The 18,825-nt window shown below is 38.0% G+C and carries 16 protein-coding genes and 1 tRNA gene; 7 read left to right on the top strand and 10 right to left on the bottom strand.

The genetic code is table 11. The features are described 5' to 3' along the window. Positions 1–401 precede the first annotated feature (401 nt). Positions 402–815 carry a large conductance mechanosensitive channel protein MscL gene (gene mscL / locus BscR1v2_RS01230; RefSeq protein WP_078689439.1) on the top strand — a complete coding sequence of 138 codons (414 nt, stop codon included), beginning with the start codon at positions 402–404 and terminating at the stop codon, positions 813–815. A gap of 15 nt (positions 816–830) precedes the next feature. Here the strand turns inward: mscL and BscR1v2_RS01225 are convergent, their stop codons facing one another. Both BscR1v2_RS01225 and BscR1v2_RS01220 read right to left on the bottom strand, forming a co-directional pair. Further along, complete coding sequence (locus tag BscR1v2_RS01225) at positions 831–3,098, bottom strand: PAS domain-containing sensor histidine kinase (protein WP_078689438.1); 2,268 nt, start codon at positions 3,096–3,098, stop codon at positions 831–833. Between the two features lie 179 nt (positions 3,099–3,277). Beyond that, positions 3,278–5,869: a DNA translocase FtsK gene (locus BscR1v2_RS01220; protein WP_078690289.1), complete on the bottom strand. Its 2,592-nt coding sequence runs from the start codon at positions 5,867–5,869 to the stop codon at positions 3,278–3,280. Between the two features lie 474 nt (positions 5,870–6,343). On the opposite strand from BscR1v2_RS01220, the gene BscR1v2_RS01215 reads away from it, so the two are divergent. The 3 genes from BscR1v2_RS01215 to rpoH all read left to right on the top strand — a co-directional run bounded on the left by BscR1v2_RS01215 (position 6,344) and on the right by rpoH (position 9,894). Next, entirely contained in the window at positions 6,344–7,774 is a 1,431-nt protein-coding gene (locus BscR1v2_RS01215; protein ID WP_078689437.1) for an aldehyde dehydrogenase family protein, read from the top strand. Positions 7,775–7,809: 35 nt separating this feature from the next. After that, the gene (locus BscR1v2_RS01210) at positions 7,810–8,835 is read left to right on the top strand and encodes an RluA family pseudouridine synthase (protein WP_078689436.1); all 1,026 of its coding nucleotides are present in this window, start codon (positions 7,810–7,812) and stop codon (positions 8,833–8,835) included. Between the two features lie 132 nt (positions 8,836–8,967). Further along, on the top strand, positions 8,968–9,894 hold the full coding sequence (rpoH, locus tag BscR1v2_RS01205) for an RNA polymerase sigma factor RpoH (RefSeq protein ID WP_078689435.1): 927 nt from the start codon (positions 8,968–8,970) through the stop codon (positions 9,892–9,894). A 92-nt stretch (positions 9,895–9,986) separates the two neighbouring features. Here the strand turns inward: rpoH and BscR1v2_RS01200 are convergent, their stop codons facing one another. The 4 genes from BscR1v2_RS01200 to BscR1v2_RS01190 all read right to left on the bottom strand — a co-directional run bounded on the left by BscR1v2_RS01200 (position 9,987) and on the right by BscR1v2_RS01190 (position 14,483). Further along, positions 9,987–11,030 (bottom strand): hypothetical protein, encoded by a 1,044-nt coding sequence (locus BscR1v2_RS01200; protein ID WP_335617880.1) that lies wholly within the window; start codon positions 11,028–11,030, stop codon positions 9,987–9,989. An 8-nt stretch (positions 11,031–11,038) separates the two neighbouring features. Then, positions 11,039–11,431 (bottom strand): hypothetical protein, encoded by a 393-nt coding sequence (locus BscR1v2_RS08480; protein WP_335617879.1) that lies wholly within the window; start codon positions 11,429–11,431, stop codon positions 11,039–11,041. 249 nt (positions 11,432–11,680) lie between these two features. Further along, the gene (locus tag BscR1v2_RS01195) at positions 11,681–12,970 is read right to left on the bottom strand and encodes an adenylosuccinate synthase (RefSeq protein WP_078690288.1); all 1,290 of its coding nucleotides are present in this window, start codon (positions 12,968–12,970) and stop codon (positions 11,681–11,683) included. A 337-nt stretch (positions 12,971–13,307) separates the two neighbouring features. After that, positions 13,308–14,483 (bottom strand): phosphoserine transaminase, encoded by a 1,176-nt coding sequence (locus BscR1v2_RS01190; protein ID WP_078689434.1) that lies wholly within the window; start codon positions 14,481–14,483, stop codon positions 13,308–13,310. Between the two features lie 409 nt (positions 14,484–14,892). On the opposite strand from BscR1v2_RS01190, the gene BscR1v2_RS01185 reads away from it, so the two are divergent. The 3 genes from BscR1v2_RS01185 to BscR1v2_RS01175 all read left to right on the top strand — a co-directional run bounded on the left by BscR1v2_RS01185 (position 14,893) and on the right by BscR1v2_RS01175 (position 15,686). Beyond that, positions 14,893–14,968, top strand: a tRNA-Phe gene (locus tag BscR1v2_RS01185). A 148-nt stretch (positions 14,969–15,116) separates the two neighbouring features. Then, positions 15,117–15,398: a type II toxin-antitoxin system RelB/DinJ family antitoxin gene (locus BscR1v2_RS01180; protein ID WP_078689433.1), complete on the top strand. Its 282-nt coding sequence runs from the start codon at positions 15,117–15,119 to the stop codon at positions 15,396–15,398. A 6-nt stretch (positions 15,399–15,404) separates the two neighbouring features. Then, a complete protein-coding gene (locus tag BscR1v2_RS01175; RefSeq protein ID WP_010704003.1) occupies positions 15,405–15,686 on the top strand; it encodes a type II toxin-antitoxin system YafQ family toxin in 282 nt (93 codons plus the stop codon). A gap of 37 nt (positions 15,687–15,723) precedes the next feature. Here BscR1v2_RS01175 and BscR1v2_RS08475 read toward each other — a convergent pair whose 3' ends face one another. From BscR1v2_RS08475 to BscR1v2_RS01155, 4 genes are read right to left on the bottom strand one after another with little or no spacing between them, the layout of a single operon-like run. Continuing rightward, the gene (locus tag BscR1v2_RS08475) at positions 15,724–15,852 is read right to left on the bottom strand and encodes a hypothetical protein (RefSeq protein ID WP_335617878.1); all 129 of its coding nucleotides are present in this window, start codon (positions 15,850–15,852) and stop codon (positions 15,724–15,726) included. 22 nt (positions 15,853–15,874) lie between these two features. Next, positions 15,875–16,102, bottom strand: a complete 228-nt coding sequence (locus tag BscR1v2_RS01165; protein ID WP_078689431.1) for a hypothetical protein — start codon at positions 16,100–16,102, stop codon at positions 15,875–15,877. Next, the gene (locus BscR1v2_RS01160) at positions 16,099–16,764 is read right to left on the bottom strand and encodes a lysozyme (protein WP_078689430.1); all 666 of its coding nucleotides are present in this window, start codon (positions 16,762–16,764) and stop codon (positions 16,099–16,101) included. The genes BscR1v2_RS01165 and BscR1v2_RS01160 overlap by 4 nt, the downstream gene beginning before the upstream one ends. Positions 16,765–16,779: 15 nt before the next feature. Continuing rightward, positions 16,780–18,825, bottom strand: coding sequence for a hypothetical protein (locus tag BscR1v2_RS01155; protein ID WP_078689429.1), 2,046 nt, complete (start codon positions 18,823–18,825; stop codon positions 16,780–16,782).

Genomic DNA, 18,825 nt, shown 5'->3' with positions numbered 1-18,825 from the left:
GAAAATGCTTTCCTACTTCCTTTAATAACCTACTCATATATTAAAAAGTTGACCAATTTTCTCGCAGAGAAAACGGTAGTCTTGTAAATTCTCTTCTTTTTCAAAACTTTTCCATAAAATTCCTGCAATGATTTCATCAATCAAATTTTCTCACTTTATCATTGAAAAGAAGAGGATATACAGCCTTTTAGCAAGAAGCTTTCCATTCATCTGAACCTTAAAAGCATACTATCATATAATGAAGCATTAATTAGCACTTTTTATACATTGCAATACTATGAGAAAAGAATGCTGATATTTGAAATGTAATTTTTCAAGAAAATAAGCTTCTCCCTCTTTCTTTTTTTACCAAAAGCGATAGTTAAATTGCTGTACATCGTATACGCGAGGAGGGAAATGCAATGCTTAAAGAATTCAAAGAATTTGCCTTAAAAGGAAATATGATTGATCTTGCTATTGGTGTGATTATAGGTAGCGCTTTTAGTGGCTTGATCAATTCAATTGTTAACGACATTTTTATGCCAATCATCGGCTTTATCACAGGTGGCATTGACTTTTCTAACATGTTTATTCAGCTCGCTGGAGAGAAACAAGCCACATTAAGTGCTGCAAAGGAGGCAGGTGCTACCATTGCTTATGGAAACTTTATGACACTTTTTATCAATTTTTTGATTATTGCTTGGATCCTTTTTTTGTTTGTCAAAGGCTTAAATAAAATGCGCCGGCAAAAAGAAGAAGTGGAAAAGCTAAAAGAAATGTCTCTTGAAGAACAACTCTTGACAGAAATCAAAGATTTATTAACCCCAAAAAACTAAATCCATTCCATAGCTTTACTCACGAAGCATGGGAAAAAACATCTCTACAGTTGTTCCGTGATTGGGTTTTGAAAATAACAAAAACTGACCACCAACCTCTTCCACCATTGTTTTACATATTGGAAGCCCTAAACCAGTCCCGACAAATATGTTGTCTCCACACTGGCCATCCTTGCGCTCTACCTGACCATAAGGTTGCATAGCTCGCACAACCTCTTCATCACTCATCCCAAGACCATTATCACTAATTGAAATCTTTACTCGCTCTTTCTTTCCATAGGAAACATGGATAACAATTTGTCCACCTGAAGGCGTAAAACGGATGGCATTGGAAAGAAGATTCCATATAATCTGTTGAAATATCTGTTGCGATATACCGATAAATGGCACACGTGCCGGTGAAACAATACGCATAATAATGCCATTATGATTCGCCTGCGTTTCAAGAAAAGCTATACTGGAACGCAAACAAGCTGTTACATCAAATTTTTGTGTCATAAGAGGTGCATCAATTGTGCTATTTAAGCTAGAATAATTTGCTTTAGAGTGCTCTAATAATTGATTAACCAGAGATAATATATGTTTTCCAGACGAGACAATATCACGTAAATATCTACGGTAACGCTCATTTTCTATTAAACCAAAACGGCCATCTTTCATAATTTCTGCAAAACCAATAAGAGCATTCAAAGGTGTTCGCATTTCATGAACAACTTCAATCATTTTATTTTCTTCTGATATTTTATCTAAAGGCGATAAAGTCATTTCTGTCATATCACGCAACATAACGACATAATTGTCTTGTAGAGCCAAAGGTACAATTGTTATAGAAACCTTTATATTCTCATGATTTTTTGTCATTAAATCAGCTGTCTCACCATGATTAAATACTTGATTTTTTCCCTTCATACGGATCAATTTAAAATATTCTTCAATCAAATCTCGGCTTTGAAAAGTAAATAGTGATGATAACTGCTGTGCCAGTAACTCATCCATTTCATAGCCAATCAATGCCAAAGCAGCGTCACTAGCGAACTGAACGCAGCCTTGTCCATCAAGCCACAAAACGCCATCAGTTACTGTATCCAACAATGATAAAATTACTTCAGGTTCCTTGATTAAAGCCTGTTTTATGACATCTACCGGTAATGTCTGTGCACATGGCAACTGGACTGGCGTTTCCTTAGCTGTATTTTCATGCCCTAAAGACAAATGTAATTCACCGCGCAATCGTTCTGCAATTTCATGAAAAGCTGAGCGCTCTATCTCTGAAAGACCAGATGTTTTTATACCCGGCTTTTTATCACTTTTATTTTGTATTTTTTCTTGCGCCTTTAAAACCCCAAAACCATGGTATCCCTTAAGCTGACGGTTGGTATCAAAAACTGGAACAGCGGACAATTCAACATCAACCCGTTCTAGACAATCATCAACAGGCCACTGAACTTTCTGCTCTCTCCAAGGTATAGCAGCTTCAATAAAACTACTTAATGACCGATATCCTTCATCATTAAATTGATCAGCAAGTTTATGACAATCAGATCCTATAATACGGGAAGATATAGGGCCGACAGTTTCAGCTAACTCTTTTGAAACTTCACAAAAATAGCCATCTGCATCCATTTTCCAGATAAAACGCCGTGGTAAAAGATGTGGCTTAAAACTAAAAGACCCCTGACCTCTATCCAATTCATCCTCATTCAATTGTGCATATAACACTAAAAAACTTGTTGGCTTTACTCCTAAGCGGATCACACCGACTTGTGTATTAACACCTGCTATAGGTAAAACAGTTTTCACTGGAAGATCATCATCAATCGTTTGGAGTAGAATTTTAATTGTTTCATCAACAAAATTAAAATGAGAAGAAGCCTCCAACACAGTTGCATGTTGATCAATGATTGCAGCAGAAATTGTTGCATCATCCAAACCAGTAATAAGAGAGACATTCTCTTCTAGCAAAGCTTCAAGTAAAAATGCTTTACCTAAACCAGTAATATCAATAGAAGCTATAGAAAATTCAGCACAGCGTTTTAAACCACGCAACGTGATAGAGCGTGTATATTGAGCATTCTTTAATATTTGGCGACGCAGTTCTTCATCAAAAAAAGACTGCTGTTTAATTGCATCGGCAACAGAAGAAAGACCAAAAAAACACGCTGCAGCACCATTTAACCAAAGAATATTTCTACCATCGAAGGATAAGACAAAAGCTACCTTTCCTTTTATAAAGGCTTGTTTAATTTCTTTACATTTTAGATAATCTAAAAATGCTAAAGACATTTTCAACCTCTTTTCTATTCACCTGCACTACCTACTAATAATCGTAAATATAAGATAGCATTTCTATTTTGTCTTTCTGTATAAATTCTTTTTAATATTTCGCGACAAAAAATAAGAGCGGAAATAATGTCCGCCCTTATGAAATAAAATCAAGTTTTTATTTTTTAAAATTACTTTCGTTATGTACTCTTAAAGCCATCTTGATCATTGCGCCCATTGAGTAAAATCTCACGTTTTCCCACGTGATTGGCAGCTCCAACAATACCTTCTTGTTCCATTCTTTCAACAAGAGAAGCAGCTTTATTATAACCAATTGCAAGTCGACGTTGGATATAGGATGTTGAACATTTTCTATCACGCATCACAACCTTAACAGCTTGCATATAAAGTTCTTCACCGTCCTCACTAGAGCTTCCTGCAGCAATAATTTCAGCAACCGAATGAGCATCTTCCATCTTATCATCATCGTGTTCACTATCTGTTACTGTCGCTAAATAATCAGGTGTTCCTTGTACTTTAAGATGTGCAACCACAGATTCAACTTCTTCATCAGAAACAAAAGGCCCGTGAACACGCTCAATGCGTCCTCCACCAACCATATGAAGCATATCTCCTTGACCTAAAAGTGTTTCAGCACCTTGTTCTCCCAAAATTGTACGACTATCAATTTTTGAAGTTATCTGAAAAGAAATACGTGTAGGGAAATTTGCCTTAATCGTGCCAGTAATCACGTCAACAGAAGGACGCTGTGTTGCCATAATAAGATGAATACCTGCAGCACGCGCCATTTGTGCTAAACGTTGAATGACGCTCTCAATCTCTTTACCAGCAACCATCATGAGATCCGCCATTTCATCGACAATAATAACAATATAAGGCAATTGTGTTAAATCCATCTCTTCTTCACGATAAAGTATTTCACCGCTTTCTCTGTCAAAACCGGACTGAACGGTGCACATAATTGTCTCACCTTTTTCGACCGCAAGCGCAACTCGTGCATTAAAGCCATCAATATTACGCACACCTAGTTTCGCCATTTTGCGGTAACGTTCTTCCATTTCACGAACAGCCCATTTTAAAGCTGTTACAGCTTTCTTTGGATCAGTTACTACAGGTGTTAGAAGATGGGGAATGCCATCATAGATAGAAAGCTCTAACATCTTAGGGTCAACCATAATTAAACGGCATTGCTCTGGTGTCATTCGATAAAGAATCGATAAAATCATTGTATTAATAGCAACAGATTTACCCGACCCTGTCGTGCCTGCAATCAATAAATGAGGCATTTTTGCTAATTCTGCAATTACAGGATCACCATTAATTCCCTTCCCCAAAGCAAGAGCTAATTTAAATTCACTATCGCGAAAAGTGCTCGACTGAACTAATTCACGCAAATAAACAGTTTCACGTACTGCATTTGGCAATTCAATTCCAATAACATTGCGCCCAGGAATCACAGCAACACGTGCAGACATGGCAGACATAGAACGAGCAATATCATCAGAAAGACCTATAACTCGCGATGATTTCACCCCAGCAGCGGGCTCAAATTCATACATTGTTACCACCGGTCCTGAGCGAACATGAATAATTTCGCCTTTAATACCAAAATCTTCCAAAACGCTTTCTAAAAGTCCAGAACTGCGCTCCAGCATTTCTTGAGAAATCGCTGTATCATCCTGAAAAACAGGCTCTTGTAATAATTCAATCGGAGGTAATTCATAAATACTACTGTTAACAGATTGAGAGCTTGGTATAAAAGCAGAAGTATGATTGCTAAACGACATATCTGTGGTTTCCATTGTACTTCCTACTGCTTTTGTTACAGAAAGATCTTCCACACTTTTTGTCACATCAGTTGTTATACAATTAGCAATGTTATGGGGATCATCGCCTACTGCAGTGTCAGTGTCTATCACGTCGCTTATCTCATGATTAGGTGTTTCAACAACAGACAGTTCTTGAACCTTTTCAATCTCTTCATTTTTTCCGAAAACAGGTTCAGTGCTCTGTATTTGAACCTCTCTAACAATTTCATCGTTAGTATAATTTAAATCAGAAGTTCCCTCATTACCCTGAACATCATTTTCTGAAACTTCTGATACAGTCATATTACAAGATTGCGGGAAATGACATTCAAGCACACGGTAAAAAGTAGAAACTGATTCATCAAAAGAAGAAGTCTTTCCCAACAAAGCCTTATTATTTTCTAAATTAACAGATGCATCTTCTTCTTGTGAAATTTTAACATTGACTTGCTCTAGTAAAAAGGGCTCACACTCAAAAAATGCATCATCAGAAAGATAAGAAATAGGTTTTGTTTCTTGCGCTACGCTCTCTACCTGCAAGGTATTTTCAATTGTATTTTTTTCGATCGGTGTATTAACAGTCTGTTGCACTGATTGTCCAAGAGTTGTTGAACAATAAAGTGATACTTTATTTTCAAGTGATTGAGAATGAAATACCTCTTCTGTCAATTGAGGTTGCATTTTAAATTCTGCAACATCCGTTAATTTTTGCGGTTCTTGCTTTGCAAAAGTTTCAAATCGCTTTGCAAAAATTGGATTTTCTTCTATACGACGACGCAAAATTTCAACTTCTGGAGTTCGAGTGAAACGCACATTCTGTTCAAGAGTAAATGCCTTTTTCCACACTGTCGGATAAGAAAACATCTTATCAGAACTGCCAGATGAGTTTTGTTCTGATGCATTTTCTGCATCCTTATCAACCAAACAAGACGTAGACATAGATATAGTTTTTAAATTACGCATAATATCCAACAAAATTATAGTAACGAGAATGATCTTTCAAAAAAGAATGCGCAAATGATACACTATGAAGGTTAATAACCTTTTGTCATCAGCCAATTTTAAACGAAAAATAAGCATCATTAATTGTATTTTTATTAAGAAAAATTTAAATGCATCTAAAAACTTCAGAAATCCATCTAATAAGAAGAGCTTGATTTTATTTCCTCATAAACTTTCAATACTGAAAACTTTTCATAAAACATACTCTATGAACAATATGTCAAACCAACTGCTCTATTAATGCAAACACTATTTTATAAAATTATATAAAAATAATTATTACCTTTTTTCAATTTGGCAAAACCCCACCATCTCAATACGCTTAGTGCACACTTGCAATATAATAATCAACGTTCACGCATACTTAAGCAAAATACTCTTGTTATAAAAATCTAGTAGTATACAATTTAAAAACGAAAAAATAGGAAGCAAGCCATGTTAAATAAACGAAAATTTTATATTAATGGCCTCTGGAATGATCCAAGTACTCCCAATGATCTGTATGTCATTGACCCCTCAACAGAAGAAGCTTGCGCTATTATCAATATTAACAGTATCCAAGATACAGATAAAGCGATTGTAGCCGCTAAAAAGGCTTTTCAAAACTGGAAAACAACCACACCAAGTCAACGTCTTTCCTTTGTTAAAAAAATTTTAGAAATCTATGAAAAACGCTCTGAAGATATGGCTAAAGCCATTTCAATGGAAATGGGTGCGCCTATCGATATGGCACGCAATGCGCAAACTGCAGCTGGTAGTGATAATATTCGCGATTTCATTAAAGCTTTTGAAGAATTCTTATTCCAAAAAGCTTTAATAGAAGGAAACAATAACGCAATCCTTCAATATGATTCTATCGGTGTTGTAGGATTGATCACTCCATGGAATTGGCCCATACATCAAATAACCCTTAAAGTTATCCCCGCATTATTGGCTGGTTGCACTATGGTTTTAAAACCCTCTGAAATTGCTCCTCTTTCAGCCATGCTCTTTGCTGAAATTTTAGATGAAGCTGCTCTACCTGCCGGTGTTTTTAATCTCATCAATGGCGATGGAGATAACGTAGGCTCTTATTTATCTTCTCATCCAGATGTAGCAATGATTAGTTTTACCGGTTCAACCAGAGTAGGAAAAATTATTTCTAAAAACGCTAGTGATACTTTAAAGAGGGTCTGTCTAGAACTTGGAGGTAAAGGAGCCAATATCATCTTTGCCGACGCCGATATAGATGCCGTTCAACGCGGTGTACGGCACTGTTTTTACAATAGTGGGCAGAGCTGCAATGCACCAACGCGCATGCTTGTGGAACATTCAATCTATAATGAAGCTGTAAAAACAGCACAGCATATTGCGGAAACAACCACAGTAGCCCCAAACCACAAAGTAGGAGATCATATTGGCCCTGTAGTCTCAAAACAGCAATATGATAAAATCCAAGCCCTTATTCAATCTGGAATTGATGAAGGTGCAACTCTTGTCGCAGGTGGAATTGGCTTGCCCATAGGAATGACACGCGGTTATTATGTACGCCCAACAGTTTTTGCTGATGTTAAATCTGACATGCGCATTTTCCGAGAAGAAATATTTGGTCCAGTCCTTTCGATCCTTCCCTTTAATACAGAAGATGAGGCTGTAGCCTTGGCCAATGACACAGAATATGGACTCACAAATTATATACAATCGCAAGATCAAGCTAAATGTCAGCGTATCGCTGCACAATTGCGTTCTGGCATGGTGGAAATTAATGGACATAACTTACCAAATGGTAGTTATTTTGGAGGAGTAAAATTTTCCGGACGTGCCCGTGAAGGTGGAAGATGGGGAATTGAAGAATTTCTGGACACCAAAGCAATTTCGTACTGGTAAAAGAATCTTATAAAAAACTTCAAAAACAGGACCGTATGGTGATACAACAAATAACAGATGAAAGCGCTCTTGGGCAACGTATTGATCAATGGCTTGCTAAAAAATATCATAATGAGTTATCGCGTTCACGTTTGCAAACTCTGATACGTGAAGGCTACCTTAAAGTTGATGGTCAATTAATAAAAGAACCAAAAACAAAATTGCAACCTAACCAGACGATTGAATTGATAATACCTCCTCTCAAGAACGTACATCTTGAAGGTGAAGCTATTGTACTTGACATCCTATTTGAAGATGATCACGTCATTGTTATCAATAAACCAGCTGGCCTTGTTGTCCATCCCGGTAATGGAAATTGGACTGGAACATTGGTTAATGCCCTTATTCATCATTGTGGTGACAGTTTATCTGGTATTGGTGGTGTTAAACGCCCTGGTATTGTCCACCGTCTTGACAAAAACACAAGCGGGGTGATGGTTGTTGCTAAAAATGACTTTGCTCATAAAAGTCTCAGTGCCCAATTTTCTGACCATGGGCGTACTTGCGCATTAGATCGGCGCTACCATGCTTTAATTTGGAACGCTCCACGTCGCAACATTGGAACAATTGATGTGCCCCTTGGCCGCTCCCCCCATAACCGAATAAAGCAAACTGTTGTCCGCCACCAAAATGTTCATGCTCGCCATGCTATTACGCATTTTTCTTTACTTGAAAAATATAAAACCTGTGCGGATGCAGAACCCTTCGCCAGCCTTCTGGAATGTCGCCTGGAAACTGGACGCACACATCAAATCCGTGTTCATATGGCCCATATCGGGCATCCACTTGTAGGTGACACAGTTTATGGAAATGCCTTTAAAACAAAAGCGAACACACTTAATTCGACGATTAAAAACGCTATTGATCAATTCAACCGACAAGCACTTCATGCAGTTAGCTTAACTTTCGAGCATCCCGCTAAAGGTGAAATTATGTCTTTTTCCTCACCTCCTCCTCAAGATATGGCTGAACTTATCAATCATTTTAAAAAACTTGATTGGAACTTTTACCCATCTCAATGATTTCAGTAATAAAATATCCATTTTCGAACAAAATTAAAAATTATAGTGATGGAAAAAAGAAAGAAATACTTATATAGTACTTGGAAATAGAATTCGCCTTATTAGGGAATTCATATGAAAGGAGGGTGCTATATGGCCCATGTAAATTTACCATCAATTATAGCAGGTGATGGAGGCTTAAATCGTTACTTAGAAGAAATACGTCGTTTTCCAATGCTTAAGCCAAAAGAAGAGTATATGCTAGCTAAACGGTATCGTGAACATGACGATCCAAAAGCTGCGCATAAACTAGTAACGAGTCATTTACGTCTCGTAGCTAAAATTGCAATAGGATATCGAGGTTATGGCTTACCTATTGGAGAGGTTATTTCAGAAGGTAATATTGGACTTATGCAAGCTGTTAAGCGTTTTGAACCAGAACGTGGATTCCGTCTTGCAACTTATGCGATGTGGTGGATTAAAGCATCAATCCAAGAATATGTTTTACGTTCTTGGAGTTTAGTAAAAATGGGAACAACTGCTAATCAAAAGCGTTTGTTCTTCAATCTTCGTAAACTAAAAAATAAACTTCAAGCTCTTGATAACGGTGATCTCAATGCAGAACAAGTCAAAGAGATCGCAACCCGATTAAATGTCACGGAAGATGAAGTCGTATCCATGAACCATCGGCTTAGCGGCGATACTTCACTCAACGCGCCTCTTCGTACAAAAGAAGGTGAAAAGACCGAATGGCAAGATTGGTTAGTTGATGATTCAAATAGCCAAGAGCAAATTTTGATTGAACAAGATGAATTAGAAAACCGCCGCTCTATGTTAATACACGCTATAGATAACCTTAATGAGCGTGAAAAGCATATATTTAAAGCACGTCGGTTAAGTGATGAATCGCTGACACTTGAAGAACTCTCAAATACATTCAACATCAGTCGAGAGCGTGTAAGACAAATCGAAATGCGTGCATTTGAAAAAGTGCGCAATTCTATTAAAGCAGCTATTCTATCCCAGAAAAAAGCACAACAACAGCGCTCTTTGCGCATTTGTGAAGTGAATCGGAATTAAAGCAGAGAGATACCCCAACCCATCTTAAACCAACCTATTAAAAAGGTTGGTTTATAGGGGGTGAGCTCTTTTTTCATTTTAATACATATTTCCTAATCAAAAATTGTTTGTTTCGCTGTTTGTGCAAGCCATTGTTCAATAACTTCATTAAAAATAGCCTTGCCTGTTGGCCCTTTTGCAAAAGTTAATTCACTCATATGGCCGTTTTTGTCACTTATCACCAAATGAATCCAATCTAATTCGCGAATTATTTGTAAGTTTTGGTCAAGAAATGGATGATTGTTACTTAATGCAAAAAGAAAAAAATCATCATCAATCTTAGCTATAGAAGCTCTTTCTAAGGGTTGACCGACTGATTGTTTACTGGCCTTAAAGGTTAACTCTTTAATATCATGTATTGCTTGACCTGAAAATTTATCAGTAGTCATAAAAACAAGATCCATAATATAAGCTGTAGGGAAAGACGGATCAACATTACGGCGTAAAGTTAACTGTAATAATAACCCCTCACTTGGAATGTTTATATCACCTCGTATAGCTAATTCTTCTGGTGCATTTTTAACAGAAGCTTCTTTTATAAGTGACCACCAAACATTACCCATTACCACTTTTTCTGAATCATGATCTGCATGTGTCTTATAGAATATAGCTTCACCTGGATGTTCAATTGTTTTCGAATTGCCAGTAACAACTGTTGATGTCTCTTCCTCACTCAGAAACTCTGTTTTTTTATCTGTTCTCTCAATTGAACCAGCGTCAACTTCACTTCCATCTTCCAATAAGCGTTGCGTCAACTTTTGATTAGCTTGGCCCTCTTTTTGTAATCCATTAGAAGCTTGAATATTTACCTCTTGTATCTGATTATTGTATGATGTGAACATATATTCACCAACAAAAAAAGCGCCGATCAATAGAATTAAAAAAACAATAAAGATAACGATACCTATTAAGATACGCTTTTTTACAATTGACCGATTAGCACGCCGAAGAGCCTGAGCAAAAATATGTGAAACAACATGAGAAGTATCTGTTTGTAAAGCTACATTTTTACGAGTATTTTTTTTAATATTCGAATGCACTTTACTCGAACAAGGAGCCAAAGAAGTATTCATATCGGTAGGCTCTGTATTTGACATTTTCGATTCTATAGAAAGGTTATCAGGTGTTTTTTTACTCTTTCTACGACTAACAGGTGGTTGTTGCTTTTTTCTTCTGTAACTACAGCTGCTGTATCACCACTTTGTGATAGTATAGACTTTTGTACATTTTCGTTATTGTTATCTTTACCTGTAAGATCCCACCCCATAACCGAAGAAAGCAACTCTTTTTCAGCAGTTAAATATTCCTCTTCAATAGCCACAATAGCACTTTGTAAAGCCTGTCTTTGTGCATCTGCCACTTTTTTGGGCATTTTTATTTCTAAAAATTTATGCTCTAGTATTTCAAAAGCTTGTTTATAAATCCGCTCACGCAACTGTGGTGTAATATTATTTTGTGCATCAATTTTCTTTTTTAAAATCCCAATGAAATCTACCATATTTTATATAGTCTTTCTCAAATTTAAGAAAAATTTAGTTCACAAAAGCTTAAACCGTTTGCAGTCTCTCTTCTTGAATCTTATAAATTGATTATAATTTATTGGCACAAAATACTGTAGCAGTTTTAAAACGCATAAAAAATAAACAATATTAATTTACATCCCTTTTCACATATATGAATCTTTATTCTCACTAAAAAATAAAGAAGATATAAGATTAAAGCCAATATTGAAATTTATAAACAACGACTAATTCGCGAAAGGATCAGTAATCATAATTGTATTTTTACGCTCAGGGCCAGTTGACAATAAAGCTACTGGTACACCTATCAATTCCTCAATATAGCGTATATATTCTATAGCCTGCACCGGTAATTCTGCCCAACTCTTTGCGCACGCTGTCGTTTCTTTCCAACCCTTTAATGTTTCATAAATTGGCTTCACATGGGCTTGCGCCTCCATAGAAGATGGTAAATAATTAATTCTTTTACCATCAAGTTCATAACCCACACAAACTTTAATTTCTTCTAAACCATCCAGAACATCAAGTTTTGTCAATGCAATACCATGAATGCCGCAAATACCTACCGTTTGACGTACTAAAACAGCATCAAACCAACCGCATCGACGTTTTCGACCAGTCACAACACCAAACTCATTCCCATGTGTCCCAAGAAATTCACCAACATCATTTATCTGCTCTGTTGGAAATGGCCCCTCCCCCACACGTGTTGTATAAGCCTTTGTAATACCTAAAACATAATGGATTGAACCGGGCCCCATACCTGACCCTACAGCAGCTTGCCCAGAAACTGTATTAGACGATGTCACATAAGGATAAGTCCCAAAATCATTATCTAACAACGCACCTTGCGCACCTTCAAAAAGAATGCGCTTTCCCATTTGACAGCTTTCATTCAAAAGACGCCATGTACAATCCATAAAGGGTATAATTTTATCTGCCACCTGCATTAATTCATCATATAGAGTTTGTGAATTAATTTCTGCAATTCCCATACCACGACGTAAAACATTATGATGTTCCAAAAGCCGCTCGATCTTAGCCATAAGTGTATCAGCTTCAGCCAAATCCATCACACGGATAGATCGACGACCTACTTTATCTTCATAAGCAGGACCGATACCACGCTTTGTTGTACCAATTGGCAAACTTGAAATATTATTTTCTCTCACTGTATCAAGATCACGGTGTACAGAAAGAATTAAAGGAGCATTTTCAGCAATACGCAAAATTTCTGGTGTAATCTTTACACCCTGAGAATACAACTTGTTTAATTCCGCAACAAAATGATGGGGATCAACCACAACACCATTACCAATAATTGACAACTTTCCACGAATCAAACCTGACGGTAAAAGCGATAATTTATAACTCACCCCGTCAATAACCAATGTATGACCTGCATTATGCCCCCCTTGATATCGGACAACAATATCTGCACGTTCTGACAACCAATCTACAATTTTACCTTTGCCCTCATCGCCCCATTGTGTGCCGACCACTACTACATTGGCCATAATTTTCTCCGTCGTGTTTGGTGAAATAACGCCAGCACCCCAAAACAAGAGGCTTTTTATAGAGAGATCCTATAAAAAGTGCGACTTTTCATTTCAACTTTTTGCCGATTTTATATTATTAAGCCACAAATTCTTCGATAATCAAGATAAATCACACCATAAGTACCAATTTAGCTCATTTTTTCTTGTCTTTTCCAACATATGGCGAATAACTAATTTGTACATCCCGATCTTTAAAACCCAAACAATAGTTTGTATAATTTAGCTGATATAAACACACAAAATATCACATAAGTTTTTTCATTTTATTTGCTTAAAAAACAGCATTATGAAAACATTAAAAGTTATTAAAGAGATGAGCTTTTTCAACTTGAAATGCCCATTCAAGCCAATTTGTTAATAACTTAAGATCAGAAGCTTCAATTGTTGCACCAGTCCAAATCCGAAATCCTGGAGGTGCATCCCGATAAGCACCAATATCATAAGCAACACCAGCCTCCTCAAGACGGGTTACAATCGCTTCTACAAAAGACCTCTGCTCTTTAATATCCAAATTAGCAATAATTGGATCCACAATTGTTAAACAAACAGATGTATTAGAACGTGTCTGAGGAACTTTTGCTAAATGTTCTAACCAAAGTGTTCTGCGGACAAAACTATCAAGAACGGCAAAGTTTTCATCAGCTCGCCTTATTAATGCCTGCAAGCCACCTAGAGATTTTGCCCACCTTAATGCATCAAGATAATCTTCAACACACAACAAAGAAGGTGTATTAATCGTCTCACCATTAAAGATACCTTCGTTTAATTTTCCATCTTTTGTCATACGGAAAATTTTAGGCAAAGGCCAAGCTGGACTATAATGCTCAAGCCGCCTCACAGCACGAGGACTTAAAATCAACATACCATGAGCTGCTTCACCACCTAAAACTTTTTGCCACGAAAAAGTAACAACATCTAATCTTGAAAAATCAAGATTTTGTGCAAAAACTGCTGATGTTGCATCACAAATTGTTAATCCTTCACGCTTCTTTGGAATAAAATGTGCATTAGGAACGCGCACACCTGAAGTTGTCCCATTCCACGTGAATACAACATCACGATCAAAATCAATTTGTGTTAAGTCTGGCAATTCACCATAAGGTGCTTCCAACCGACGCACATCAGAAAGTTTTAATTGCTCAACAACATCGGTAATCCAACCTGAACCAAAGCTTTCCCAAGCCACCATATCAACACCCCGTTCCCCTAATAAAGACCACAGAGCCATCTCAACAGCACCTGTATCCGAGGCAGGAACAATACCAATACGATAATCAGAAGGAACATTAAGGATATCACGGATTAAGCTAATAACTTCAGAAAGTTTTAATTTGCTCATTTGGGCGCGATGCGAACGCCCAAGCAATGCATTTTCAAGAACCTCAACACTCCACCCAGGCCGCTTACTACAAGGACCTGAAGAAAAATGAGGATTATTTGGGCGAGAACACGGCTCCTTCAACAATATCATTATTCCATTCCGACAAAAAGCTCATTTTTCGTTGAAGAAAATCACTGCTTACTTACTGAAAGGTTACTCTTATAGCTCAATTATGCGAGCATAAAAAATATTTTCCATTTTTTTGTATAAAATTAAACATAAAAAAAGCCATTATGAATAACACACTTTAATCAAGAGCGCTTCTAATTAAACTTTTAAAGGAAATTGTTCTTTATTTGCATCAAAAGAAGATAGTATTCTGACCACAACACACCTAATTTACCACAAAATACTTATCAAATTAATTTTACAAAAGAATAATCATAATATCTGAAATATAAAGATAAACTTATAAAAATTGATTATTTTTATTTTGACGGCTAGACAGAGAGAATTTTAATGTTATAACCGCACACGTTTCATATATTTATTGAAACGTGCCCAGATAGCTCAGTTGGTAGAGCAGCGGACTGAAAATCCGCGTGTCCGTGGTTCGAATCCGCGTCTGGGCACCAGCCTCTTTTTTATAGCGTATAACCCATTGATTTTATTGATATTTATTTAAGGTTAGGGATAAAATAATAAGGGTTAGGGAATAGGATTTTCTTGACATAGACTGAATTTGTACTACATTGCAGTACAGAATGAATGGAAGGTCTAATAATGGGAAAAATTCAAGCTCGTATTCCTGATGAGATTCAAGAAATTGCAAGTGCTGTCATAAAGTCCACAGGTCTTACTGTATCTGATGCAGTGCGCATGTTTATGACCGGCGTTGCTAGGAATAAAGCGTTACCGCTTGATTTATTTCAGCCCAACCTAGAGACATTACAAGCTATTGAAGATGCTGAAACAGGTCGTGTTGAGCGTACATCATTAAATGGTTTACGAGATATGATCCGCAGTGATAAAGCTGAAGTGTATAAATCTGCAAAGCAATCTTAATTAGGTATGCGGGAAATTGTTTATACACGGTCGTTCCGGAGAGACCTTAAACGCGAAAGTAAAGGTAGGTACGCTAATACACTAGAAGTAGACTTGTTGCTTGTAATTAAAGCATTAGCAGAAAATAAACCGCTAAAAGTACACTGGAGAGATCATGCATTAACAGGTCAATGGCGCAATTGTCGTGATTGTCATATCAAACCAGATTTAGTCTTAATCTATAGAAAACCAAATACTGAAATATTAGAACTTCTGCGACTTGGTTCTCATTCTGAGCTACGTTTATAACTAGATCCTGTTTATAAAAAGAAGTCCAATACCAAAATCATCCTGATTTCTTGTTAATAGGTTTCCATCCACAAGAACGTTTTCCGTTCTCATTATGCTTTAAAATGTCTCGTGCTAAGCCTGAACTGATGCCATCGTAGTCTTGCCTACCCAAATAAATAGGCATCCATCCTATGCAAGAAACATATTCATTTCTTGCGCACCCATTCAGAAAGATCAGAGCGTATATCCACATCACTTTTCTTGTTAACTTCATCTTCTACTTCAAACCGTGTTATAGCTATTTTTAAAGTTTTCTCAGTCCGTTTGCGTTGCTCAACTTTCTTTCCAAACCGAAAAATCTTAGCTAAAGTTACAAAAAAAGCGGCAAAAGCCGCCGCCACCATCAGTAAGTATTTCTTTCCCCACCAAATCATAACCGTTGCTCCCAAAAACGTTGAGCAACAAAAGCAACGCCTACACAAGCTGCTAAAACCATAATTGCAGCAAAAGCCCACTGAACCGGACCATTACCAGCAAGCAACCCTCCAAGCCCAGAAAAAGACCCGATGATGGGAGCTAACATTTCTACTTTAAAAGCACTTGTTGATTCTTTTGCTTCTACTGCTTGATAATTAGAAGAAACATAAGCACTCGTTGCCCATAACCCCGCTTCAGCAGCACGCCTGTGGACTAACCCTTTCAAACGTTTGCCATCAGCCATTGTCCATTTTTGTAATTCAGCCGGTACAGCTTCATAATCCCCTTTATTAAGCTTTTTAAGCAAGGTAGAGCGTTGAAAAGCATTCACACCAACATTATAACAAAATGAAACAAGAGCCCCAAACTGCTCATCACTTAAATCAACGCAAACTGATTTTTCTACTGCTGCTTCATATTTCTGCAAATCAGTTAACAGCATGGTTTCAGCTTTTTGCTTGGTAATCACCATACCCTCAACAACATCTGGTTTACCAGCTTTTCCCGTATGGCCATAACCAATGGTCCAAACACCAGACGCATCTTGATAAGCGTTTAGTCGCAAACCTTCCCATTTTTTTAAATAGTTTAAACAGTCTTTACTTATTCTTCGTGCCATCGTTTCATCCCATTTCTATAAATACACTTTAATTAATACAGCGCCGTCTCCCCCCGCACCGCTAGATAAAGATGTCGCATCTTCTCCGGGAAAATATCCACCACCGCCACCATAATAACTCTTATCTATGCCAACACTCCCCCGTCCCCCATGACCACCCCACATGCTATGCCCCCCACGTCCTCTAACACCATTATCACCCTTTTGTTTGCCTTTACCGCCTAAACCACCCCCTGCCCCTCCTCCTGCACCACCATAAACACTGTCTCCACCATTACCGCCCATGCCGCCTTTGCCACCAATTCCTTGGTCACAATCACCACCTTTACCTCCAACACTACCTCCTCCGCCACCACCCCACATACTATTGCCTCCTTTACCACCCCAACCGCCTTCACCACCTAAACCACTTTTGCTGCTACTGACCCAGCCCCCATGACCACCCCAACCTCCAACACCGCCACAGTTATATATACTGTTTCCACCATCGCCACCTCCGCCGCCTTTACCACCATTCTCGCCACGCCCACCTTCACCGCCTCTACCTCCATTACCGGCACTTTTTAAAAAATTATCGCCCCCTCTGCCCCCTCTGCCCCCTTGCCCTCCAGTGCCATTTTTACCGCCTTTGCCCCCTTCACCCCCATTACCACCAAATCCACCTATCCTACCAACTTCACCATTCTTGCCATCACCCCCAATACCATTTTGATCCTCTGCATCAGCTCCATTATCGCCCTTGGCACCATGAATACCACTAGGATCGTATCCGAAAGAACCACCAGAAGCTGTAATAAATTGACCAACTTTTGTGTTTTTTCCAGCAAAACTGCTATTCTCAGCTGTCCCCCCACCCTTGCCGATAGTTACTTTACTGTCGCCAAGAAACTTTTTCTTTGTTCTCACATAAACACAACACCCACCATTACCACCACAACGAGCACTATTATCACCAGCATTACCACCACCCCAAGCCCATATTTCAAGCTCGGTATCTTCAGTGGTCCCTTCTGGCCATGCAATCTCTCCACTTTCCGTCATGAAAATCTCAACAGGTTTGCTAATGCCCACACCCACACTATTACTGCTGCCACCATTACCACTTCCAGCATTTGCTTTGATAGAAGCAACAAGGTGAGCCGGGGATATCAATGCATTTTCTGTTTTAATGCCATTAATCCAGTCTTGCTTTTCAAGAGGATGAATAAGATCAACTGCTTTTTGTGCTTTATCGGCAGTTTCTTGCGCAGCCACTGCAGTGCTTTGTGCATCTTTAGCTATGCTTAAAGCATTCTCTGCAATCTCCTTAGTCTCACCGGCTAGATTGACCCCGCATTGAGCCGTTGTTTGTGCTTGTTGTGCAGTTTCTTCAATTTGATCAATCTTTGTAATCTGGATACGTTCTTGAGGCGTTAGGATAAGGTGTTTCTCCCCCTCTTTCATATGATCCATAGCAAAAACATCTTTTGCTATTTTATCTGGATCATAAACTGATTTTGACATCGCAAGAGATTTTGATAATGCAAAATGAGTAATAGTATCTTTAAGATCGACAGGCGATATAGGATAATTGATATCCTCATCTGCCTTCTTCCATTTTTCTATCGTCGGGCATTCAGAACTTAACCACTGCAGCTTTTTTCTTTCCTCTGCAGTTAAAATCTTCTTTGTATCGCCTTCAACCATATTCTCCATAGAGAAAGCATCTGACCTCACATGAGTAGGATCATAAATAGCAGCACTCATATCGCCAATTCCTAAAGGCGATAGTTTTACCCAACCAGTACCCGATAGAACTGTATTCTCACTAGGATCCCCACTGGTGTTGATATCATTAACTGTAACTGTATCTTTGTAAGCCAGTGCTCCAACATCTCTTTTTGCAACGGCTTCATCAGCTTTCTTCCCTTGAGCAGCAGTCGCAAAATCACTCATAGAATAAGCGGCTGCACTCCCCAATGAAGAGGGCGCAACAACCTTATTATCTAAAATACCTTCTTTGACTTCTTCATTTGTTGCTGACTCAATTTCAAACTTATGTGTGTGATAGGGAATGGGCAT

The sequence above is a fragment of the Bartonella schoenbuchensis R1 genome, assembly GCF_002022685.1.
Classification (GTDB): domain Bacteria; phylum Pseudomonadota; class Alphaproteobacteria; order Rhizobiales; family Rhizobiaceae; genus Bartonella; species Bartonella schoenbuchensis.
Note: the sequence above shows the minus strand (reverse complement) of the source record. Positions and strands in the feature narration are given on the sequence as shown.